Origin of the sequence: Candidatus Spongiisocius sp. (genome assembly GCF_965221825.1) — a bacterium.
GTDB lineage: Bacteria > Actinomycetota > Acidimicrobiia > Spongiisociales > Spongiisociaceae > Spongiisocius.
In genome coordinates this window covers 1,096,040-1,118,259 of the sequence record NZ_OZ244917.1, presented here as the reverse complement: position 1 = coordinate 1,118,259, position 22,220 = coordinate 1,096,040, and the positions used below count along the sequence as shown (strand labels likewise).

General features: G+C 65.4%; 22 protein-coding genes. 9 read left to right on the top strand and 13 right to left on the bottom strand.

Features of this window, described 5'->3' with window-relative positions:
- Nucleotides 1-3 precede the first annotated feature (3 nt).
- On the bottom strand, nucleotides 4-993 hold the full coding sequence (locus tag ACOQPD_RS05200) for an alpha/beta hydrolase family protein (protein ID WP_420613847.1): 990 nt from the start codon (nucleotides 991-993) through the stop codon (nucleotides 4-6).
- A 45-nt stretch (nucleotides 994-1,038) separates the two neighbouring features.
- Nucleotides 1,039-1,476 carry a cupin domain-containing protein gene (locus tag ACOQPD_RS05195; protein ID WP_420613846.1) on the bottom strand — a complete coding sequence of 146 codons (438 nt, stop codon included), beginning with the start codon at nucleotides 1,474-1,476 and terminating at the stop codon, nucleotides 1,039-1,041.
- A 66-nt stretch (nucleotides 1,477-1,542) separates the two neighbouring features.
- On the opposite strand from ACOQPD_RS05195, the gene ACOQPD_RS05190 reads away from it, so the two are divergent.
- Nucleotides 1,543-2,499, top strand: coding sequence for a carbon-nitrogen hydrolase family protein (locus ACOQPD_RS05190; RefSeq protein ID WP_420613845.1), 957 nt, complete (start codon nucleotides 1,543-1,545; stop codon nucleotides 2,497-2,499).
- A 10-nt stretch (nucleotides 2,500-2,509) separates the two neighbouring features.
- Here the strand turns inward: ACOQPD_RS05190 and ACOQPD_RS05185 are convergent, their stop codons facing one another.
- Entirely contained in the window at nucleotides 2,510-3,148 is a 639-nt protein-coding gene (locus tag ACOQPD_RS05185) for a putative quinol monooxygenase (protein WP_420613844.1), read from the bottom strand.
- 275 nt (nucleotides 3,149-3,423) lie between these two features.
- Between ACOQPD_RS05185 and ACOQPD_RS05180 the strand changes: the two genes are divergently transcribed.
- Nucleotides 3,424-5,019: an ABC transporter permease gene (locus ACOQPD_RS05180; RefSeq protein ID WP_420613843.1), complete on the top strand. Its 1,596-nt coding sequence runs from the start codon at nucleotides 3,424-3,426 to the stop codon at nucleotides 5,017-5,019.
- Between the two features lie 314 nt (nucleotides 5,020-5,333).
- Entirely contained in the window at nucleotides 5,334-6,284 is a 951-nt protein-coding gene (locus tag ACOQPD_RS05175; RefSeq protein ID WP_420613842.1) for an ABC transporter substrate-binding protein, read from the top strand.
- Between the two features lie 128 nt (nucleotides 6,285-6,412).
- Here the strand turns inward: ACOQPD_RS05175 and ACOQPD_RS05170 are convergent, their stop codons facing one another.
- The gene (locus ACOQPD_RS05170) at nucleotides 6,413-7,225 is read right to left on the bottom strand and encodes an ABC transporter ATP-binding protein (RefSeq protein WP_420613841.1); all 813 of its coding nucleotides are present in this window, start codon (nucleotides 7,223-7,225) and stop codon (nucleotides 6,413-6,415) included.
- A gap of 111 nt (nucleotides 7,226-7,336) precedes the next feature.
- Complete coding sequence (locus ACOQPD_RS05165; protein WP_420613840.1) at nucleotides 7,337-7,738, bottom strand: PPC domain-containing DNA-binding protein; 402 nt, start codon at nucleotides 7,736-7,738, stop codon at nucleotides 7,337-7,339.
- 135 nt (nucleotides 7,739-7,873) lie between these two features.
- Between ACOQPD_RS05165 and ACOQPD_RS05160 the strand changes: the two genes are divergently transcribed.
- Together ACOQPD_RS05160 and ACOQPD_RS05155 are read left to right on the top strand one after the other, a co-directional pair.
- A complete protein-coding gene (locus ACOQPD_RS05160; RefSeq protein ID WP_420613839.1) occupies nucleotides 7,874-8,239 on the top strand; it encodes a hypothetical protein in 366 nt (121 codons plus the stop codon).
- A gap of 30 nt (nucleotides 8,240-8,269) precedes the next feature.
- Entirely contained in the window at nucleotides 8,270-9,433 is a 1,164-nt protein-coding gene (locus ACOQPD_RS05155) for a mandelate racemase/muconate lactonizing enzyme family protein (protein WP_420613838.1), read from the top strand.
- 91 nt (nucleotides 9,434-9,524) lie between these two features.
- Here ACOQPD_RS05155 and ACOQPD_RS05150 read toward each other — a convergent pair whose 3' ends face one another.
- The 4 genes from ACOQPD_RS05150 to ACOQPD_RS05135 form a co-directional block, all read right to left on the bottom strand.
- Nucleotides 9,525-10,436, bottom strand: a complete 912-nt coding sequence (locus tag ACOQPD_RS05150; RefSeq protein ID WP_420613837.1) for an alpha/beta fold hydrolase — start codon at nucleotides 10,434-10,436, stop codon at nucleotides 9,525-9,527.
- 356 nt (nucleotides 10,437-10,792) lie between these two features.
- Nucleotides 10,793-11,755, bottom strand: a complete 963-nt coding sequence (locus ACOQPD_RS05145; protein ID WP_420613836.1) for an SDR family NAD(P)-dependent oxidoreductase — start codon at nucleotides 11,753-11,755, stop codon at nucleotides 10,793-10,795.
- A gap of 57 nt (nucleotides 11,756-11,812) precedes the next feature.
- Nucleotides 11,813-12,763: a 3-hydroxyacyl-CoA dehydrogenase family protein gene (locus tag ACOQPD_RS05140; protein ID WP_420613835.1), complete on the bottom strand. Its 951-nt coding sequence runs from the start codon at nucleotides 12,761-12,763 to the stop codon at nucleotides 11,813-11,815.
- Between the two features lie 96 nt (nucleotides 12,764-12,859).
- Entirely contained in the window at nucleotides 12,860-13,636 is a 777-nt protein-coding gene (locus ACOQPD_RS05135; protein WP_420613834.1) for an SDR family oxidoreductase, read from the bottom strand.
- A gap of 171 nt (nucleotides 13,637-13,807) precedes the next feature.
- On the opposite strand from ACOQPD_RS05135, the gene ACOQPD_RS05130 reads away from it, so the two are divergent.
- The 3 genes from ACOQPD_RS05130 to ACOQPD_RS05120 all read left to right on the top strand — a co-directional run bounded on the left by ACOQPD_RS05130 (nucleotide 13,808) and on the right by ACOQPD_RS05120 (nucleotide 16,632).
- Nucleotides 13,808-14,713 carry an amidohydrolase family protein gene (locus tag ACOQPD_RS05130; RefSeq protein ID WP_420613833.1) on the top strand — a complete coding sequence of 302 codons (906 nt, stop codon included), beginning with the start codon at nucleotides 13,808-13,810 and terminating at the stop codon, nucleotides 14,711-14,713.
- 4 nt (nucleotides 14,714-14,717) lie between these two features.
- Entirely contained in the window at nucleotides 14,718-15,590 is an 873-nt protein-coding gene (locus ACOQPD_RS05125) for an amidohydrolase family protein (RefSeq protein ID WP_420613832.1), read from the top strand.
- A 232-nt stretch (nucleotides 15,591-15,822) separates the two neighbouring features.
- The gene (locus ACOQPD_RS05120; protein WP_420613831.1) at nucleotides 15,823-16,632 is read left to right on the top strand and encodes an SDR family NAD(P)-dependent oxidoreductase; all 810 of its coding nucleotides are present in this window, start codon (nucleotides 15,823-15,825) and stop codon (nucleotides 16,630-16,632) included.
- Nucleotides 16,633-17,047: 415 nt separating this feature from the next.
- On the opposite strand, the gene ACOQPD_RS05115 is transcribed toward ACOQPD_RS05120, so the two are convergent.
- Nucleotides 17,048-17,464, bottom strand: a complete 417-nt coding sequence (locus tag ACOQPD_RS05115; RefSeq protein ID WP_420613830.1) for a TIGR03618 family F420-dependent PPOX class oxidoreductase — start codon at nucleotides 17,462-17,464, stop codon at nucleotides 17,048-17,050.
- A gap of 119 nt (nucleotides 17,465-17,583) precedes the next feature.
- Here ACOQPD_RS05115 and ACOQPD_RS05110 point away from each other — a divergent pair, with 119 nt between their 5' ends.
- Nucleotides 17,584-18,486, top strand: coding sequence for an amidohydrolase family protein (locus tag ACOQPD_RS05110; protein ID WP_420613829.1), 903 nt, complete (start codon nucleotides 17,584-17,586; stop codon nucleotides 18,484-18,486).
- A gap of 97 nt (nucleotides 18,487-18,583) precedes the next feature.
- Here the strand turns inward: ACOQPD_RS05110 and ACOQPD_RS05105 are convergent, their stop codons facing one another.
- From ACOQPD_RS05105 to ACOQPD_RS05095, 3 genes are all read right to left on the bottom strand, one after another.
- On the bottom strand, nucleotides 18,584-19,774 hold the full coding sequence (locus tag ACOQPD_RS05105; RefSeq protein WP_420613828.1) for an ABC transporter substrate-binding protein: 1,191 nt from the start codon (nucleotides 19,772-19,774) through the stop codon (nucleotides 18,584-18,586).
- A gap of 145 nt (nucleotides 19,775-19,919) precedes the next feature.
- Complete coding sequence (locus ACOQPD_RS05100; RefSeq protein ID WP_420613827.1) at nucleotides 19,920-20,747, bottom strand: ABC transporter permease; 828 nt, start codon at nucleotides 20,745-20,747, stop codon at nucleotides 19,920-19,922.
- Nucleotides 20,747-21,514, bottom strand: a complete 768-nt coding sequence (locus tag ACOQPD_RS05095; RefSeq protein ID WP_420613826.1) for an ABC transporter permease — start codon at nucleotides 21,512-21,514, stop codon at nucleotides 20,747-20,749. Before ACOQPD_RS05095 ends, ACOQPD_RS05100 begins: the two co-directional genes overlap by 1 nt.
- Between the last annotated feature and the right edge of the window lie 706 nt (nucleotides 21,515-22,220).

Sequence of the window (22,220 nt, the reverse complement as noted above, 5' to 3'; positions counted from 1 at the left end):
GGGTCAGAGGAGCATTCTGGCCAGGTAGTCGATCACGACTGCCGGGTAGAGGGGATGGAACGGCCGGCCGAAGTTCTGCATCGTGAGCTTCTCCCGTACGCGGGTGGCGTAGTCGTCGGCGTCCAGCTGAAAGGAGTGGTTGGCGCCGGGAATGATCCGCAGTTCGACCTGCCGGTTCCCGGCGGCCCACAGGGCGCGGATCGTGTTGAAGGAGTCCTCCACGGGCACGTTCAGGTCCTCGGAGGCGTGAAGGACGAGAGAGGGGGCTGCCAGGTGCCGGAACTGGTCCTCGGGAGGGAGGTCCAGGTCGTACCGGAGGCTTGAGAGGTCACGGGTCCACGGCTCGCCGTCGAGTTGGCCGGCGGCCTGCGGCTCGCGCTTGCGGATCGCCTGGACGATGTCGTCCATCATCGTCGCGTCCTCGTACGCCTTCCGGGAGTGCTCTCTCACCCATGCGGTTTCGGACTTCCCGAGGCGCATGTAGTCGCGTACCAGGCGGTAGTTGTACTCGAGCAACCCGGCGATCGAGCGGTAGAGCGCGCCCTGCAATACCGCCGCGTCGGGCTGTCCCACCTCGTGAGCCACCCGGCAGAGCACGTAGGCGCCGGCGCTGTGACCGAGCATGGCCGCCCTGCCGTCGCACTCGGGCAAGGACCGAATCCATCTCCAGACGGCGCCGGCGTCGGCCACCTCCTGGCGGCGCCGGACTCCCAACTCTCCGGTGCTCTCGCCTGCGCCCCTCCGGTCGAAGCGGAATGAGGCGATACCCGCCTCCGCCAGACCGCGGGCGAGGATGGCGTACATGCCGCGCCTGGGGACTCCGGGCCACAGCCGCGGATCGGCGTCCGCATCCCGGAGGTCCGAGAAGGTGCCGCCCAGCAGGAGGGCCACCGGCCAGGGGCCCGCCATGGTGGGGAGGGTCAGCGTCCCGGCCAGCGTTGCTCCGTCGACCTCGACGGACCGGTTCTCCTCGTGGAAGCCTGTCTCGCTCACAGGGTCACCGCCCGATCGCCGACGGGCGCCCGACCGCGACGATGCCTATCCGGGGAATGTGACCGGGCCGACCACGTCCTCGACATCGCCGGCCTCGATCACCACCCTGCCGCGCTCGACGGCGGACTGTTTCATCGTGTCGAGGTCCACGTTGGGAGGCGGGGGAGCGAAGCTCAGCACGAACGAGACCGTTGCCGTGCCCCTGTTCTCGACGCCGAAGGGCATCCCCCTCGGGATGTGCAGCGCGTCCCCGGCCGTGAGGGGCACCCGGTCCTCGTCGAGGATCCCGTCCAGTTCTCCCTCCAGCATGAAAAGGGACAGCTCGAACAGCTCGGCCTCCTCGGCATCGGGCGCCATGTACCCGCCGGCCGGCACGTGAGCCACGTAGGAGAACAGCTCCTTGCCGGCAACCAGCGGCCGGTAGTAATAGCCGTCGTCGGCGTGCTGGTAGGCCTCGACTTCGGTGAACCTTCGGACGGACATTGGTACTCCCTGGGAGGTCTGGGAGGCTGATCCCGCAACCCTTGCAGGTACTAGCCTCAAGCGGCGATGTCGACGGCCGATCCTAACGAGCACTCCGCGGCTGGGAACGCACCGGGGCGGACCTTCACGGCGGCCGTGGTGCAGGCGGCGCCGGTCGGTTTCGATCGGGAGGCTTCGCTGGCCAAGGCGATCGATCTGGCCACCAGGGCCAGGTCCAAGGGCGCCGACCTGGTCGTATTCCCCGAGGCGTTCCTGTCCGCCTACCCGCGCGGCCTCGATTTCGGCGCAGTGGTCGGGTCGAGGAGCGAGGCCGGGCGGGACATGTTCCTCCGCTACTGGGACTCGTCGGTCGATGTGCCCGGCCCGGTGACCGACCGGCTCGCGGAGGTGTCATCCGAACTGGATCTGGACATCGTGATCGGAGTCATCGAGCGGGGCGGGAGCACCCTGTACTGCTCGGTCCTGTTCTTCTCGCCCGAGGAGGGCCTCTATGCCAAGCACCGGAAGGTGATGCCCACGGGGTCCGAACGCCTCATATGGGGCTTCGGTGATGGCTCCACGCTGAAGGTTCATCGGACCAGGCACGGCAACCTGGGGGCTGCTGTCTGCTGGGAGAACTACATGCCGCTACTGCGCTACTCCCTGTACCGCCAGGATGTCCAGATCTGGTGCGCTCCCACCGCCGACGCCAGGGACAGCTGGACCGCCTCGATGCGCCACATCGCGGTGGAGGGCCGTTGCTACGTCCTCTCCGCCAACCAGTACACCACCCGCGCCGACTACCCGGACGACTATTCCTCCGCCTTCGGAGACGAACCCGACCAGGTCATCACGCGGGGAGGGAGCTGCATCGTCGATCCGTTCGGCGAGGTGCTGGCCGGTCCCCACTACGGAGAGGAATCGATCCTGATGGCCGGCATCGACCTGTCGAACACCATCAGAGGGAAGTTCGATCTCGACGTCGCGGGCCACTACAGCCGCTCCGACCTGTTCGCGTTCGAGGTCACCGCCCCCGGTCACTGAGGGTTCGCGCTCACCACCCGGCGTCAGGCGGCCAGATACTCGGCCCGGAGATGGGCTCGAGCCCTCCGTCCGAGTAGTAGTCGCCGTACCGGTCGAGATGAGCGGCCGTGTAGCGCGCGGCCGCGTGGCCACGCGCCGCGGCGGCATCGGCATGGACCTTGTAGAGCCAGATCTCGGTGGGGAGGTCGACGTTCTGGCTGATGTCGAAGCGCACCAGGCCCTGTTCCCGCGCTGCGGCGGCGCGAGCCTGCTCCGTCACCGAGGCGATGAAACCGTCCGCATCATCCGGCTGCAGGGAGATACGCGCCTGGTAGACCCTGATCCCTCCGGTGGATGAGGGACCGCCGGATTCCGGGCTGGCGGTATAGAGGCTGCGACATGTAGCCCATACCGTTTGATCCAGCATGCCGTCGGTAGCCGACAACCAGGTCTCGAAATGCGCCGAGGAGCCATGGGCGTCGACTGCGTCATCGTCGTCGTAGATCTCGTTGAATCCCACCCTGGCCGGGTCCGCGTCGTCGTGGAAGAGATCGAAGCGGCGGCACCCCGGTTCGGTCGCGACCGAAGCGCGCGCGTTGGCGACCGAGGCCGCCACGAACCTCTCCAGGTGATCCGGGCGGAGGGTGGCCTGAACAGTGATAATCCTCATGTCATCCCGTCGTGTGACCGCTGCAACGCTAGCGGGGCGGACACCTCCGCCCCATCATGGGTTCCATCCTGTTCGCGGGTCAGGACCGGCGGGTATGATCCCCGACGTTGGTCTGTCTGCGGAATAGCGGTGTTCCTCACAAGGCCCGCTGACGAAGGCGTACCCGCAGCGGTCCGTTGAGGAAGCGGAACGCCGCGACGGGGCACCGATGGCAAGCAGAGCACGCCCAGCTGTTACGCAGATAGACCACTAGCTCCCGAAGGGACGATAGGAATATGGCAACCGGAGGGGCCATCTCCGCAAAGGGAGTAACCGGTTGGCGATCGGCCGCTCTCGGGGTCGCGGGTGTGGGAATCCTCCTCGTGGCCTGGGAACTGGTCGGCCAGGGCGAGGTGTTCGGCAGGGGTTGGCCGCCCTTCTCGGACGTTCTCGAGTCTCTCTCCAAGGACCGGGAGATCCTCCGCAGGGCCGCCGCGGGCACGATCTGGGACGCGGTGCGGGGATTCGCCGCCGGGTTGGTACTGGGAATCTCTCTGGCCGTCATCGGGCTGGTCATCATTCCACTCCGCCGCGGGATAGGGCGCCTGGCCACAGTTGTCAATTCCATCCCCTGGATCGCCCTGGGCCCGCTAATCGTCATGGTGGTGTCGGCGTCGGCGACTCCACTGGTCTTCGCGAGCCTGGCCGTGTTCTTCTCGAGCTTCATTGCGGTGAGTTCCGGCTTCAACCTCGTGAGCGCATCCCATCAGGATGTGTTCACCGTTCTGGGGGCTTCCAGGACCGGCCGCTTCTGGCGGCTGGAGCTGCCGGCGGTACTGCCTTCGGTCGTGTACGCGGCCAAGCTCGGTGCTCCCGCCGCCATGTTCGGGGTGGTCTTCGGCGAGTGGTTCGGCACGACCGATCCGGGATTGGGCTTTGTGATGGTCGTGGCCCTCCAGCAGTTCTTCACCGCCCGGCTCTGGGCCGCCGCAGGGCTGACGGCGTTCATAGCGATCGTGGCTTTCGGCTTTTTTGCCTTGGTGGAGGAACTCGTCCGGCGCCGCGATTTCTCCGTGCGCCAGGATGTGCGAGAACGGGCCGGTTCCGGCCGATCGAATGAGGGAGAAGGGGCGCCGGCTTCCTGGCGCCGGCGGTTGGCGGATATCGCTCTCACGGTGTGGCCCTTCGTCTTCGTTGTCGGTTTCTGGCAGTTTGCGGTGACCATCTGGGATGTCAGTCCCCTCGTGGCCCCGACCCCCGAATCGGTGGTTAGCGATATTGCCGGCGATCCCGGCACCTATCTCTCGTACACGTTCAACACGCTGCAGATGGCTGCGGTGGGTCTGTTCATCGGTAGCCTCATCGGGCTGGTGGCGGCGCTGGCAAGTTGGCTGTCTCCGGTGCTGAAGGGCCTCCTCACCACACCAATGATCATCATGTACTCCGTTCCGCTGGTGGCGACCGTCCCGATCATGGCCAGGGTTGTCGGTTACACGCGGACCACGGTTGTGGCGGTTGCCGCCCTGGTATCGATGTTCCCGACATTCGTGCTGGTCAGTTCCGGCTTTCGTTCCACACCCCCCGGGTCCGACGATGTGTTCTCCGTCATGGGCGCCCGGCGCCGCGCCCGATTGCGTCACCTGGCGTTGCCTTCGGCCGTGCCGGACTTCCTCACGGCACTCCGGTTGAACGGGGCCCTGGCGATTGTCGCCGCGATCCTGGGAGAGTTCCTCACCGGCCGCGACGGTCTCGGGTGGCTCTTCGCGATCTCGTACGGTGCTTTCCAGATGTCGCGGGCCTGGGGCGCCGCGGTGGTGATAGTCATACTGTCGGTCGTCGTATACGTAGGTGCGAGCCGGCTCGAGGAGCGCGGCCAGCAGCGGATGCTCTGAGGCCAACACCGACCCCGGCCGGATCTCACCGTCGGAAAATCAGGTGCATTCCGCTGGATGGGGTGGCAGACTGATGAATCGAAGGCGAAGTAGGAGACGACCCTTTGCAGTACTTAAGTAGATCACGACTGGGCGGGATGGTCCTCGTGCTGGCTTTGGTAGCCGCCGCGTGCGGGGATGACGAGCCTGCCGCCACAACGGCAGCACCTGCCACGACAGCCGCGCCCGCAACCACGGCCGCGCCGGATACGACAGCTGCGTCTGTGACGACGGCGGCACCGGATACAACGGCCGCGCCGACCACTGAAGCTCCCATGGAACCGACGGTCATACGCGTCCAGTTGAACTGGACAGCGGATCCCGGATTCCTGGGGCTGTACATGGCCGACGAGTTGGGGTTCTTCGCGGAGGAGAACGTGGCGCCCGAATTCGAGTACGGGGGCCCGAACGTGCCGCATCCCGTCCAGATCCTGGCCGGGGGAGCTGCTGACATCGGCTTCGGCGGGCTACCCAGCGTTGCCGAAGCGGTCTCACAGGGCGATGATCTCGTGATCTTCGGTACGAGACTGCAAGAGGGCATTCTGGGGATCAGTTCTCTGGCTTCGGACCCGATACTGGCCGCGAGCGACATATGCGGCAGCAAGATCGGGGCCACCCCCGGTGACATCGTGACACTCGATGCCCTGCTGACCATCAACGGGCTGGAGGCCGGTTGTTATGACATGGTCCCGGTTGGTTTCGATCCGTCACCGGTCGCCGAGGGCTTGGTACGGGGTCAGGTCAACTACATGAACAGCCACCCCATCATTCTCGACTTTATGGGTGTCGACAACGTCGCCGTGTCCTATGCCGAGCTGGGCATGCAGATGTATCACGACCTCGTATTCGTCAATCGCAGCTTCGTGGACGCCAACCGCGATGCGGTGGTGGGATTCCTGCGGGCGATGATCAAAGGCTGGGAAGCGGCCTTTGCCGATCCCGATGCCGCCATCGACCTCATGATGAACAAGTGGGGCGGGGCCGAGTTGGGCATGGACATATCATTCCAGCGGCCCGTCCATGACGCTCAAGTTCCTTTGATGACGAGCAGCCTCACCGAAGAGAAGGGTCTCTTCCAGATGGACCTCGATGCCATAGCGACCACCATGTGGGATGTGCTGGCCCTGACGGGTATCGACAACCTTCCCCCTGCCGAATCGATGGTCGACGTCACATTGCTCGATGATGCGTTCGCGGGTTGTGGAGCTTCGCTCCTGGACTGCTGATCGCTCGGATCTTCCAGTTGTAAGGAAGTGGCGCCTCCGATTGACGGGGGCGCCACTCTCTCTTGGTCGATTCCAGACCGACGGCAATTGAGCCGCGGCCTGGCGTGATCTGCGGGAGGTAGGGCTTCTCAGCTTCCCGTCGAGTCCAGGGCCAGGGTGAGCTCGTCGGCTATGGCGTGAAACTCAGACGTGGTAGCAAGCTCCCTCGTTCGAGGCCGCTCGAAATCCACTTCCTGCACCAACTTCACTTGCCCCGGACGCTCGGTCAGGACGATGACGCGGTCGGCGAGGAACAGGGCCTCGTCCACCGCATGGGTCACGAGAATCGTGGTGTGCTGCTGAGCGGACCAGATCCGCTGTAGCTCCATGTTCATCTGCCGGCGGGTCACTGCATCGAGAGCCCCGAACGGCTCGTCGAGGAGCAGTACTTCCGGGTTCAGGGCGAGGGCGCGGGCAATGGCTATGCGCTGGCGCATCCCGCCTGAGAGCTGTTTCGGTCTTGCCTTCTCGAACCCCGCCATGCCGACGAGCGAGATGAGATCGGCGACACGCTCCTTGTCCGGTTTCATCCCGGCCACGTGAAACGGCAGCGCGATGTTGTCCCACGAACTCAGCCAGGGCAGCAACGCGTGATCTTGGAACGCCACTCCCAGGCGATGCGCGGCCGCCAACTCGGCAGGCTGCCGCCCGTTCACGACCACCGTTCCGTGGGAAGGCACCTCCAGCGAGCCGACCAGCCGCAGCAAGGTCGACTTGCCACAGCCGGAAGGACCGATGAGCGCCACGAACTCCCCGGCCGCCACATCGAAGCTGACGTCGGAGACCGCCAGCAACGACTCGCCCCTCCCCAGCTTGAACTCCTTGCTCACATCCCGCAGCGAGATGACCGGCGACCCGTCCGCGGTCTCTCCACCCAGGTCACCGTCGATGCGGTCAGTCAATGGCGCCTCCTTGCGGGCTTCCGCGGAAACGGACACTAGTCCGGGATCGGTTGCGGTGAGACCCCAACGGCCCAGCCGGGTATCGCATTGCTCTTAGAGGCCGGTGCCGGTTCAAAGGGTTCCCCAGAACTCCGGCGGATCGCCCACCAGCTGCTGGACCGTGGCCTCCATAGCGAACACCGTGGTCCCCGGGTTGATGTGGCCGCCGATCGTCCGGCCGGTCGAATCGGCGAACACCGCGTGGATGTGCACCAGCGGCCCGCCTTCGTACAGCGAGATGTTGCCTGTCCCGCCCGCGACCTCCAGCTGCTCCTCCCGGACGAAGGTGCGGTAGTCGCCCGTGTCAGGGTCGTACCAGGACAGGTCGGCGCGGCTAACCGAGCCGAGGAAGGTGATCGTCGCGGCCAGAATGCCATTGGACCGGGCGAAGCCCGTCAACGAGTCCAGCAGGTCATCCCCCTGGCTCAGGCTCAGAAGATGGATCCTGCCCGGATCGAAGTTGAACACTTTCACACCAACGCGCTCCGGTCGGGTCGGCAAGTCGGCAACAACCGCACAGGGCGAGTCTAGGAGCGTACTTGCGAAGGGCCGGGTGGGGTGCCCACCGGATGGATACACTCCGGACCTGCCGGAGGATGGGAGAGCCCGTTGGCGGATACGACCGAGTTCTTGATCGTGGCGCCGATCCTTCCCGGGAAGCGGGAAGAGTGGCGCCGGATGATGCGGGAGGTCACCGGACCCCGGTACGAGGAGTGGGCCGACCATCACCGGCGGATGGGTGTCGCTCGCGAGGTGGTCTGGGAGCAGCGCCTTCCCGGGATGGATCTGGCCATCGTCGCCATCGACGGCGTCGACCCCGAGGGCATCCTCGACAAGATGACCGCATCCGACAACCCCTTCGACATCTGGTTCAGGGACACCATCATCAGCGTCACCGGCTACCTGGAGACCTCGCCCGACGAGGTTCCCGCTCCCACGCTCGTGGGCAAGTTCGAGGCCGGGGCACGGCAATGACGCTCCGGCCCGGCCCGCGGCGGTGACCGCATGAAGATCACCCGGATCAAGGCCTTCTCGGCCGGCTACATGAAGGTCGATCCGGAGATGCATCGCGGCTTCTCGCTCGTCAAGATCGACACGGACGCCGGGCACGTCGGATGGGGTGAGGCAAGCTCTTCCTACGGGCACTCGTACCCCACGGTCGTAGAGACCATCGTCGATGACGTGCTCGCCGACGTGCTGGTGGGCAAGAACCCGCTGGCGGTCAGAGCCCGCCTGGCCGACATGCACCTGTGGCTGGACGGCTACCTCGGATGGGACGGCATCTCCGCCCAGGTCATCGGCGCCATCGAGATCGCCCTGTGGGACATCTTCGGTAAGGAGCACGGTGTCTCCCTGGCGGCCATCCTCGGCGCCGGCGTGGACAGCCTGCCCCTGTACGCCACGGGGACGACCTCGTTCGACGCGGACCTCGGCTGGCACGAGACGTATTTCGACGATGTCCTGGACGTCGGGATCAAGGCCATCAAGGTACGGCTGGGCAACGACCCGGACCGGGACCTCGAGTTGATCGCCAGGACGAGGCAAGCCATCGGCGACGACTGCCTGCTGATGGCCGACGGCTACTGGACGTACACGCTCCGCGAGGCGATCCGCCTGGCCCGGAGGATGGAGCCGTACAACGTGAACTTCTACGAGGAACCCCTTCCCCAGTACATGATCGGGGCGCTTGCCGAACTCCGGGCCGAATCACCGGTCCGCATCGCGGTGGGCGAGCGGGTCTTCTCCCTGGCGGGATTCGCGAACGTGGTGCATCATCGCGCCGCGGACGTTCTCCAGCCCGACCCGACGGTCTGCGGAGGCATACTCGCCTGCATGGAGGTGGCGGCACTGGCCAAGGCGCACGATCTCGCAGTGGTCCCCCACATCGGAGGCCTGACCGCGGTGGGATTCGCCGCCGGTCTCCATCTCGCGGCCGCCATCGAACCCGAGGTGCTCGAGTACGACCCCGACCCGTACCAGCCGCTACGGGATGAACTGCTGGCCGACCCCATCTTCGGCATGGACCGCGTCGAGGACGGCCGCATGGCGGTCCCCACCGGTCCCGGCCTGGGGATAGAGATCGACGAGGCCGTCCTGGACGCCTACCCGTACGAGCGGGGGAGGCTCTACCAGGAGCTATACCCCGAGCACGGCGCCGGACGCCTGTAAGCGCCGGGAGTTTCCACCGACATCGCTCTTCGTGCCCTCTTGCCGGAGACCAAAGACGTCCTTGCCGGTGTGTGAAGGTACCCAGACCCTGTCATTCGTTCACGTCTGGGCCACCACCGAGGAAGGTAGAGAGCCGTGGAAGGATCCTGTCCGGTGCCTCTTCGGCCAGGAAGTGCCCGCAGTCGTCGAACTCGTGGACCTCACTGTCGGACAGTTCGGACTTCCAACGGTCGAGTTCCTTCTTCCGGAACGCTATGTCCTTCGCCCCCCAGAAGACCAGGGTGGGTTTACAGACGAACGAACCGCGGTCTTGCCAGATCGAACTCAACCATTCGGTGGCGCCGATGATGTGTCCGGGGAGGGCAGCGTTGGCGGAGCGAGTCTCGGGAGTCGGTTGGGCCTCCCGGTAGTGGCTCATGACCTCCGGTGTCAGGACGGCCCGCTTGTTGCCGACCGCCATCGGCATGATCCTCTTGACGAAAAAGTTGCGTTTCTTGATGAGGTACTGGCCTAGAGAGTTGGCCATCATAGAACTGAAGAACCGGAAGTGGAAGTCATCGTCCACGGGCCAGCACCACGTATTGGCGATGACCAGCCGCTTGACCCGGTCCGGGTGACGACGGGCAAAGTCCAGGCCGATCGGCCCGCCCCAATCCGTAAGGAACAAAGTGATCTCCTCGGCTCCGAGATGGTCGAGGAGCGAGGCGAATCTCTCCGCGTGGGCTTTCGGATGATGATCCTGCGGCTGGTCGCTCCTCGAGGAAAGGCCGAACCCGATGTGATCGGCGGCGATGCACCGCCGCTCAGGCCGCAGTCCGGCGATCAGGTGGCGGAACTCGAACGACCACGCCGGGTTACCGTGGACGAAGATGATGGGTTCGCCTTGGCCCTCGTCGACGTAGTGCATCCGATGACCGTCCGCAGTCGCGAAGAACTTGCTCTCGAACGGGAACATCTCATCCGAGACCCAGCCGGGCCGGACGCCCGATCGATCTTCAACCACAACTATGCACCTCCCTCTTTGCTTGGACCTGCGCGCGTGCCCTTCCCGGCACAACAACCAGGATGTGGGAGGCAGGAGGACCCCCTAGATTCGGGGGAAGCGGGTTCGTACCCACAGAAACGCCACGATACGACCATTCGGTCTTAGGGATAAATCCGTCGTCCGGCCGACCCTGCATCGACCCTGGCCTGAGGATCGAGATCGACGAGACCGTCCCGTCTCCCGTACCAACGGGGGAAGCTCTACCAGGAGCTATACCCCGAGCACGGCGCCGGACGCCTGTAAGCGCACGCCGAGCATCATGGGCATGGCATAGGCCTACTCGCAACGATCACTCCGCCCGATGTGATAGCCCCCTATTTGTCCAGCCCGACGAGTTGTCTCGATACTTGAACCAGCTCGACCGCCGTCTCCATGTCGGTGGCGTTCGGGTTGGGTGATTCCATCGGCCATCCACCGTTCTTGCACTGCTTGTCCCGGTACAGGGCACTGCTCTGGCTGAAGTAGGCGCCCGAGTGTTGAGCGGCATCATCTGAGAGCATGCAGTGCAGAGATGTTTGGGCTGAGTCTTCATTGCTGTCAGACATACCCCTTGTAAGGGGCCGCATGATGGTCAGCATGGTTCGCATCAACAGGTTGCCGCCCCTGCCGAAGTTCGATCGCGCCCAACCAGGATGTACGGAGAAGACCGAGACTCCGGTGCCCTTAAGGCGTTCCGCAAGCTCCTTGGCATACAGGACGTCTGCGACCTTGGCTTCCGCGTATGCGTCAAAGGCTCGATAAGCCCTTTCGCGGTAATGCAGGTCGTCCAGATGGATCTTCGGTCGGTTGGCCGGGCGACCGGCATGCACCACAGACGAGACGATCACCATACGAGAGGGCGAGCTGCTCTCAAGCAAGTCCAGAAGCAACTCGGTGAGGAGGAAATGGCCCAGATAGTTGACACCGATGGTCATTTCGAAGTCGTCTGCCGTATACGCAGCCTCATTGCCCATGAAGACCGCTCCGGCATTGCAGACGAGACCATCGAGCCTTTCATGATTGCTGCGAAATGCCTTAGCAAAATCACGGACTGACCGTAGTTCTGCAAGGTCGAGCCTCATGACCTCCCAACTGCCACTAAGCCCGGCAAATGTCTTGGCCTCCTCTTCGCCGGCTTCAACACGGCGACACGCCATCACGACATGGCCACCCTGCCTTACGAGTTGGCGGGTGGTTTCGAGCCCCACTCCGGAATTGGCGCCTGTGACAATGTAGACCTTGCCGCTTAAATCTTTCTGGAGGGTCTCCTGATCACACTTCAGCACCCGTCGTGCCATACCTTCGCTCCTAACCAGCTGACGTCTTGTACCCCCGAGGTTTGTTACCAGAGGGGTCTACAGCGGCGTGAAGGCGTCTGCCTCCTCCAGAGCGTCCAGCACGGCCAGGTAGGCCAGGTCCCGCTTGCGGACGACCTCTCGCTCGGAGCGGCCGCCGTAGTCGTAGAAGCCGCGGCCGGTCTTGGGTCCGTAGAAGCCCTGATCTACGACCTCCTTGAGATAGGGCGGCACTTCGAGTCCCATCTCCGCCGTGCCTCCGGCGATCAGGTCGAGCCCGTTGAAGTCGAGGCTCTGGAAGATCCCCACCAGCCCCAGCCGCACGCCGACGCTGGTCTTCATGACGAAGTCGATGTCCTCCAGCGTCGCGGAGCCCTCGTCCATCAGTTCCTCCGCCGCAGCTCCCATCGCCATCATGATCTTGTTGGCGATGAAGCCGATCGCAAACTGCTTCATCACGAGAGGCTGCTTCCCGATCCGCCGGAGCAGGCCGGCGGTCCACTCGAGGGACTCGCTCGACGAGTCGGGCCCGCCGGCGACCTCGACCAGGGGGACGATGTACGGGGGCATGAACCAGTGGGCACAGACGAACCGCTCGGGTCTGGCAGCCGTCACCTGCGCGAACAGGTCCAGAGCCGAGGTGTTGCTCGCCAGCACCACATCGGGCTCCGCCGCATCCTCGAACGCGTTGACCACAGCCTGCTTGGCGGCGATGGTCTCGCTGACCACCTCCATCGCGAACTCGGCGCGGGCCGCCGCCTCGGCCAGCGAAGTGGTCGGATGGAGGCGCCCCAGGATCGCCGGGATCTCCTCGGGGTCCATGCGGCCTCCGTCGACCAGAACGCGCAGGTTGGCCTCCACCAACCCGGGCGCGCGCGCCAGAGCCATCTTGTCGAGGTCCACCAGGTCCACATCGATCCCGGCCTGGGCGAAGACCTGGGCGATCGAATGCCCCATCGTCCCAGCCCCCACCACGGTGATTCGCTGTACTTCGTCCGGGCTAGGTCGCATGGTGCATCAGTCTCCTACTTATCTGGCGCGCCACCATAGTTCGGGGCGCAGCACCCGAAACAGGCCCACCCGACTCCCGGACCCGAAGATGCCCTCCTAGCCGACGAGGGTCTCGAGGTGGCCGTCGATGGGGACGATCGCTCCGGTGATGCCGGCGCTCAGGGGGGAGCAGAGGTACAGGACCAGGTTCGCTATCTCGTCGGGTTCGATGAAGGTCCGAAGGGACGCTTGCATCTTCCACTCGTCGGACACCTCCCGGAAGGGGACGCCACGTTCGTCGGCCAGTTCCTGCATGACCCGGTCGAGCCGGGGACCGGCCACTCCTCCCGGGCAGACCGCGTTCACCCGGATGCCATAGGGGCCGAGCTCGGAGGCCCAAGTCTTCGTCAGGCCGAGAATCGCCCACTTGGCCGCCGCGTACGGGCTCCGTAGCGGGGAACCGAAAAGTCCCGAGACGGACGACATGTTGACGATGGCCCCCGCGCCCGCCTTCTTGAGGTGCGGCGCCGCGGCCCGCGTGCTGAGGAAGGCGCCATCGAGGTTGCCGCTGATGCAGGCGCGCCAGTCCTCGTAGGTGAGCTCGTCGACGGGAACCGTGGGGCCGCTCGGCCCGGCGTTGTTCACGAGGATGTCCAGCCCTCCGAGTCGCGCTACCGCATCGGCGAACAACCGGTCGATGTCCCGTTCCGATCCGACATCGGCCAGGGTGGTGGAGATGCCGGGCACCTCTTCCCGGGCCGCTGCCAAGGCATCGGCGTCGATGTCGCAGATGTGCACTCCGGCGCCGGCCTCGACGAACCTCCCGGCCACGGTGCGGCCTATCCCGGTCGCCGCGCCGGTTATGACGACCCTCGCGCCCGACAACCCCATCATCCCAAGTCCTCCCCTGTGGCGCCGGTGACCGAGGACGCCCCGAGAACGTCCCGTGAGATCCGGCCGGCGCCAGCCTACATCCCGGGGTGAGGCGGACAGACTCGCCGGGTCCGATCTGTACACTGGCCGCCGAACCGGCGTATCCAGCTATCCACGATGGGAGGCCTTTCGGTGGTCAGCGTCGACTGTCATCTCCACCTCGGAGTGGTCCCGAGCCAGATTCCCGAATGGTGGTTGACGGAGATGTACCGACCGTACGGGGGAGGGGCTCTGGCCAACTATGACGGGCAGTGGATCGTCGACCTCCTGGACCGTTCCGGTGTCGACGTCGGCTTGGTCCAGGGCGGGGATATGCGGCGGACGACCTTCAGCCCGGACCATCCCGCCGAACACGATGTCTTCGTTCCCAACGACTACACGGCCGAGCAGGTGGCACTCTTCCCGGACAGGCTGAAGGGAGTGGCGGTCATCGACCCGATCCGGGACATGGGCGCCGCCCTGGAAGAACTGGACCGGTGCGTCAACGAGCTGGACTTCCGGGCCCTCAAGCTGCTCGGCTCGTACCTCCACTTCTCGCCCAACGACCGGCGGCTGGACCCGATCTACGAGAAGTGCATCGAGCTGGGCATCCCCGCCCACTTCTTCACCGGGTGGACGCCGATCATCATGGCCAGGCTCGAGAACGCCGATCCGGTGCAACTCGACGAGGTCGGCCGTCGCTTCCGCGACCTCAAAGTGATCATCTCGATGGCCGATCCTTGGATCGACCAATGCATTCTGCTGGTGGCGAAACACCCCAACTTCCACGGCGACATGTACCACTACGCCGAACTCGGGCCCGAGCCGCTGTTCGAGGTGCTCGACCGGTTCCGCTCGCTGTCGGCGCTCGACCGGGTGCTGTACGGATCGAACAACAGCGACAAGGTGCGCGTCGGCCGGGCGGAGGCCACCGTGCCGGACGTGTACCGCAGCGTGAACCGGGTTGCCCGCGAGCGAGGGGCCGAGCCGTTCACGGAAGAGCAGATGGCGGCGATTATGGGTGGTAGCGCGGCGCGGCTGTACGGATTGGGAGGCTGACCTAGTGGTAACGATCGATTGTCACCTGCATGTAACGGAGGTGCCCGAGCACGCCCCCGAGTGGTGGGTGCGGGAGATGTACGCGCCATGGGGATGGGAAGTCGGTTCCGTGGATGGTCCCGCGGTCATCGAGCACCTGGACGCCACGGGATTCGACATCGGCATGATCCAGGGCGGGGATATCCGCCGCACCACCTACCACCCCGATCATCCTCACGACCGCCGCGTCTACGTTTCCAACGACTACGTCGCCCACCAGGTCGCCCAATCCGGCGGGCGTCTCTACGGCGTGGCGGCGATGGATCCCCTCCGGGACATCCCGGCGGCGGTGCTCGAGTTGGAGAGATGCGTGAAGGAGCTGGACTTCCGGCTGCTCAAGCTCGTGCCGACCTACCACCACTACAACCCGAAGGACCGGCGGCTGGACCCGCTGTACGAGAAGTGCCTGGAGTTGGACCTGCCGGTGATGATCCACACCGGATGGACCGCCACGATCAACTCGGCGATGGAGTTCCAGGACCCGATCCAGCTGGACGACATCGGACGTCGCTACCGGGATCTGAAAGTCATCGTGGCGCACCTCGGTTACCCGTGGGTGGATGAAGGGATCGCGGTCGTCGCGAAGCACCCCAACTTCTACGCCGAGATGGCGGGATGGACCGCCTGGGGACCCGAGGTCCTGGCGGGCGCCCTCTCGAAGCTCAAGGAACTCGGCGCCATCAACCGGGTCGTGTTCGGCTCCGACAACTCGGACGCCAGGGACCTCTACCGGGACGCCCGCGAGCTCGCCCGCAGCCAGGGGACCGAGATCACCGATGAGGAGATGGCCGGGATCATGGGCGGTACGGCTGCGGAGCTTTTTCAAATCAGCCGGTAGCTCTCGATGCTGGGGGTAAATCGGTGCTACAGTCCGCGACGAACGTGTTGACAGCCTCGTCGGCGGTGAACAGTTCAAGCGGGTAGGCGGCCCGTCGGCCGGGCCTAGTGCGATTGCAGGTCGCTAATCGACCGACTGACCGCCTTCTCGCATCCTACACCACCCCAAACACCGATAATCGGTTGAAGGTGATTCTCTCCAGCCGCTCCATCGAGTAACGAAGGAACCGGGTTTGGCCATTGCGGACATGAGCGACCGGACGATCGAGGAGCTGGTATCCCTCGCTGGGCGCACCGCTGTGGTCACGGGAGCCGGCCGGGGCATCGGTTACGCGATCGCCCGGCGGTTCGTCGAGGCCGGCGCCCAGGTCATCGTGGCCGACATCGACCGTGAACGTGCCTCGGAGGCGGTCGGCCGCCTCGGGACCGATAGTGCCGTCGCGGCCGGCGTGGACGTCACCGACCGGCAGGCGATCGCCGCCCTGGCGGATCTCGCCGTCGCCCGGATGGGCGGGATCGACATCTGGGTCAACAATGCGGGCATCTACCCGGATGACGCCCTGTTCGACATCGATGACGACCAGTGGGATAGCGTTCTCAACGTCAACCTGAGGGGTACCTATCTCGGTGCCCGGGAGGCGGCGACCCGCATGATCGCCCGCGGGAAGGGCGGCGTCATCATCAATATCTCCACAGCTCCCGCGTACGTTCGCGAGGGCGCCCCGCACTACGTGGCATCGAAGCTGGGAGTGGTGGCGCTTACCAGGCGGATGGCGGCGGAACTGGGAGAACACGGCATCCGGGTGCTGGCGCTGGCCCCCACTGTGATCCTCACTCCGGGAATGGTGGAGTCGGCTGCAGAGGGCGGCTGGGCACTGGACGATCTGGCCGAGCAGATGAGCCGGGAGCTACCGCTGGGCCGCGCCGGCGTCCCAGACGACGTCGCGAGGGTTGCCTTGTTCTGCGCATCCGACCTCGCGAGCTTCATGACCGGCTGCGAGGTCCGTGTCGACGGTGGCGACAAGCACGGCGGCCAGACCTAGCCGGCTAGTCGGTAGTTGGTGACCGGTGACGGCGCACCGACCCATCCCGTATCGATCCTGACTTCCAGGCCCGGATAGTCGTCCGGTGACAAGGGGGTTGAAACTGTCATACCCTCGCTATAGGTTGTTGGATTACCGTAATTACCAACGGCCCGGCACCGACGTCGACCGGGCCGTGTGAGGGATCAGATCGTTGAGGCGCCCCCGTCGAGGCACTGTCGGGCCGCGCCTCGACAAAGGTGGTGGCGGTGGGGGAGGGCCCAGCGGGTGGGGTGTGGCGGCGTGATTTTCGCGTTCTTGCCCGACACGGGACAGTGCGGCCCGCACTCCCGGCGACACCGTAGAGGGTCTCGGGTCCCGCAGATGGAGAGCACGTCACCGGCTGCGGTTCTCCGGTGGATGGCCGGGTTCCGGGTCAGTGATGCTCGTCTGCGAAGTCCCAGGCCCGGAGTTCGCCGGGTTCGAGCCTGACGAGCGTGCCCGGAGGCAGGGTGGCCAGGTACTCGGCTGCCTTGGCCGCGCCGATATAGCGCTCGACGATCCGGTGATCGACCTCGGGACTCTGGGGCAGCAGCCGGGCAGAACCGCGTATCTCTAGGCCGCGGAGCGGCGGCTCGGCCTCCGCCACCACTACCGACGCCCGCGGGTCACGCCTCAGGTGCCTCGCCTTCACGTCATTGCGGCCGATCCCTATGTTGAACCCGCCCTCCCGCCATTCGAACCAAACGGGCGACAGCAGGACCAGACCGTCCCGGCCGTAGGTGGCGAGCGTCGCCAGGAGCGGGCGGTCGAGCAGGTCGCCCATGTCCTCGACGGCCAGACCGGTACGCATGGCGGGATTCTATGCCAACCCGCCTCCGGCCCTGATCTTGGACGATCGGCCGCTCCTAGTACCGTGCCTTACCGAGCCACTCCGAGCGGAGGGCAGGCAACCTACCACTAGGAGCGACCATGGTCACCGTCGACTGCCATCACTACATCGGTTTGACGCCGAGCCAGGTTCCCAAGTGGTGGATGGAGGAGATGTACCTGCCGTACGGGGGCACGGGTGTCTCCCGCTACGGCCAGGACATTGTGGACATGATCGACGACGCCGGGATCGACATCGCGATCGTGCAGGGCGGCGACATCCGGCGCACCACCTCGCACCCGGACCATCCCGGCGACCACGGCGTGTACATCCCCAACGAGTGGATCGCCCAGGAGGTGGCGAAGCACCCGGACCGGCTGCGCGGCCAGGTGGCGGTGGATCCGTTGCGCGACCCGCAGGACGCCCTGGCCGAGACCGAGTATTTCATCAAGGAGCACGGGTTCGTGGCCCTCGCCCTCAAGACCGCCTACCACGACCATGCCATCAACGACCGCAGGGTGTATCCCTTCTACGAGAAGTGCATCGAGCTCGACGTTCCCGTGGACCTCTTCACGGGGTGGACGCCGATCATCAACGCTCCCATGAAGTACTCGAACCCGATCCTGCTGGACGACGTGGGTAGGGAGCTCCGCGACCTGAAGGTCGTCTTCTACCTGGCCTTTCCCTGGATCGATGAGGGGATCGCCGTTGCTGCCCGCCATCCCAACTTCTACATGGACCTGGCGTGGTTCGGAGGGGGGAGCGCGGAGCAGCTCTACGACGCTCTGCTGAAGATCAAGGACTTCGGCTGCATCGACCGGGCCCTATACGGATCCGACGGGAACGACAAGATCAGGATCGGCAAGAACGTGGCGACCGTTCCCGAGCTGTTCTACGCCGTGAACGAGGTCGCCGCCAGGCGTGGCACCGCCGAGATCTCGGACGACGAGATGGAGGCGATCATGGGCGGTACCGCCAACCGGCTGTACAAGCTCGGCCTGTAGACCCGATCCGATCCGGCCTGCGCCGGAAGGTAGAAAAAGAGGCGCTGCCCCTCCTTTCGGAGAGGCAGCGCGCTTCTATCCGATCGAGAATTCGCTTCTAGCAGTCCAGCAGTGAGGATCCGCAGCCCTCGTAGGCGGACTCGAGGATCGAGATGTCGTAGACGTCGGCGGCGTCCGGCACCGACGGGAGTCCGGTAGCCGTGATCACGTAACCGTTCTGGATGTTCTGGATCTGGTCCAGATCGAACCAGAAGAGGCCCTTCTCATCGGTGAGGGGGCTGGTCATCAGGGGGATCTGCGCCTCGTGGATCGGGAACTGGTCCTCCAGAACCAAGCCGAGATCGACGCCACCCCACGTGTTCATCACCAGGTCGATCGCGTGCTCGGGATCGTTGAAGGCGTACTCCCAGCCCCTGATGTTGGCCCGCAGGAAGCCGACGATCGCCTCGCGATTGTTGGCCATGAACTCCGTCGTGGTGAAGAACAGGTCCTGGTAGGCGGGCAGGCCCATCTCGCTGAACGTCCAGCTGACGTTGCAGATGCCCATGGCGTTCAGCGGGAGGGGATGGCTGTTGACCCAGATCAGCATGCCGTCGACCGTTCCGTCGACCACCGGCGACATGTCCCAGCCGGCCGGAATCAGCTCGTAGGTGCCGGGCTCCAGCCCGTTGGCGGTCAGCAACGCATCGATGAGGAATCCGTCGGTCGTGCCGCCGGCGATCTTCTTCCCGGCGATGTCGGCCGGCGAGTTGATCGGGTTGTCGCAGAGCGAGCCGATGCCGGTCGGGTCGGACTGCATCCGCACGCCGAACACCACGAAGTCCGCTCCCTCAGACATGGCCAGTGCGAGCGAGAACGGGTCGGTGACGCCGATGTCGGCTGCTCCACCCGCAACCACCTGGGTCGAGTTGGGCACGTTCGGCCCACCGTGCTCGATCGTGACGTTGATGTTCTCGTCATCGAAGAAGCCTTGCTCGACGGCCTCGTAGAGTCCCATGAAGCCGGGGTCGGCGATCCAGCTGAGCCGCAGTCTGATGTCGGTCGGCTCGGCGGGAGCGGGCGCCGCGGTGGTCGTCGGGGCGGCTGTGGTGGTGGTCGCCGCCGCGGTGGTCTCGGTCATCTCGGCCGCGGTGGTGGTCGGAGCCGCCGTGGTGGTCGGGGCGGCGGTGGTGGTCGGAGCGGCCGTGGCCTGCGTCTCGGCAGTGTCGTCGTCTCCGCAGGCGGCAGCCAGTAGCGCGAGGAGCGCAACTACCGATATCCATTTGACCCTTTTCCTCTGGGTGATCATGCGTCATCCTCCTGGTAGTCGCACTTCGACATTTCATGGTCCTTTGCGCGCGCGGATCGGGACGATCCGGTCCGCCGGCTCGGGTAAGCATACCGATGCAGGTTCGCCGCCAACCGGAAGAGATCGGCGCAGCAACCGCGCCCGCTCAGGTCCAGCGTTCGATACCCCGTTCCTCGACCCGGCTGGCGGCTGCGTAGGAGAGGATGGACAGGGCGATGATGACCATCGCCGCACCCCAGGCACGGTCGACATTGAACCGGCTGAACGAGAGCGCGAACAGCCAGCCCAGGCCCCGGACACCGGTCAGGTACTCGCCGATGACCGCCGCGATGAACGCGACCGCCGCGTTGAGGCGGAATGCGACCAGGAAGTTCGGCATCGCGGCAGGCAGGGCCAGTCTCAGCAGTTGCATCTTTCGCGGTGCCCCGAGGCTCCGGAAGACATCCAGCGAACCCGCCGGCAAGTCGAGGAGACCGGAGTTGACGAGCACGAACGTGGGGAACATCGACACGATGGCCGCGATGGCGAGAACCGTGGTGGGGGTGTAGCCCAGCACCTTTGCCATGATCGGAATCGTGGCCACGATGGGTGCGGAGTAGAGCAGGATCATGGAGGTCGTCAGCAGGCCGCGGAGAACCCGGGAGAACCACACTGCGATCGCGGCGGCCACACCGATGGCGGTCCCGATGGCGAGACCGGCGCCGGCCTCCAGGACGGTCCGCCAACCGTAGGACCAGTACTCGCCCGGGGCCGACCAGATGTCGAGGGCCACGGAGCCCGGGGGCGGGATCACGAGCCGGTGTACGCCCCCGAGGGTCACCCACGCCTGCCAGGCGGCGATCACAAGCGCATAGGGCCAGATGGCGACTACGAAGCGGCGCGCCAGGGACCGGACGGTGGCCAGCCGGGAACCACCCACGACACCCGTTCGGCCCGACGGATCGTTGACGGCCGGGGCCCCATTTGTGGACATCAGCGGAACCTGTCGAGTGCGGCCCTCTCGAGGGCGGCGAAGGCGGCGAATACCGTGATGGCGATCAGCGACGTGAGGGCTGCGGCAGCCCAGAGGCGGTCGGCGCGGAGGCTCCGCATCGAGGTGACTATCAGGGCGCCGAGTCCGGGACGTGATGATCCGAACCACTCCCCGAAGACCACGCCGAACATGGCCGCCGGCGCCCCGAGCTTGGCGGCGTAGATCAACGAAGGCACTGCGACCGGCAGCTGCAGCCTCCGGAATCTGGTCCAGCGTGACGATCCCAGGCTGGTGAGAAGGTCATGGTGGGCCTGGCGGGCGAGGTAGAAGCCCGAGGTGATGGCGATGAAGCTGGCGAAGAAGACGGCCAGCAGCGCGAACGTGAACGGCACGGTCTCCTGCGACACGATCATCACCAGGACGGGCCCGAGCGCGATCCACGGTATCGAGTTGATCAGGGTCGCCATCCGGCCGATACCGCGATTCAGTGCCGGTGCGAGCAGTCCCAGGACCGCGAGCGCCAGCCCCAGCAGGATCCCGGCGACGAACCCCTTTCCGGCATCGATGGTGGTGGCCCTGGTGGCCCTGCCGAAGACGGGAAGGTTGTCCAGGAATGCCCGGACCACGGTCGAGAGGGGTTGCCAGTTGCGTCCCAGGAGCTCGAGCCTGCCCACCAGCTCCCAGGCGCCCATCATGAGCAGGACACCCAGGGCGCCGAGCAGGGCCATGGAGGCCTGGGAGGACGCCCTCGCCGGGGGTGAAGACATCAGCGCCCCGAGGCTCGAATGCCGGAGGCGGCGGTACAGGCCATTGGTCTCATCGGAGGACGCTGGGCCTCGTTCGTCTGCGGCACGACAGGTCTCCTAACGCCTCGGCTGCTCGCCGACCGTCGAGTGTATCCGGCCCCCAATGCCTTCGCCACGGCGCCCTTCATGGCAACGGTCGTCGTTCGGACAGTACCGAAACGACGGGTATGGCTCGGCCCGCCGTTCACCTACGCGGGAGTTCGTGCCCACCAGGAGGTCCGTGCCGGTGAGAGGAGGTTCCACGGCTCCCACCTGTCCCCGGACAGACCCCCAACCACATAAAGGGGTTGTTCGTGTCTCATCTGCACTATATGATATTGGATAACCGTTGACCCCGATTCTTCATGCTTGGACGGCCGGTTCCTCGAAGGCGATAGAGAAGGGCTCTCTGACGTGGCCGTATCGGACAGGCGGCCCGAGTAATGAAGAATCCGGGTCAAAAGCACCAGTAGCCCATATCCGACGTCGACCGGGCTGCTTGGGAACATTTCGTCGAGCGGCCCAACCAGGGGCAAGAGCGAACGCGCTCGATACCAAGGTGGTGGCGGTGGGGGAGGGCCCAGCGGGCGGAGCCCGGTCGCCGCGATTTTCGCGTTCTTCTTGAGACACCGCACAGCAGGCCTCTGTCTATTCTCCTACCGGTACGCCCGTTTCCGATCCTGCCCGA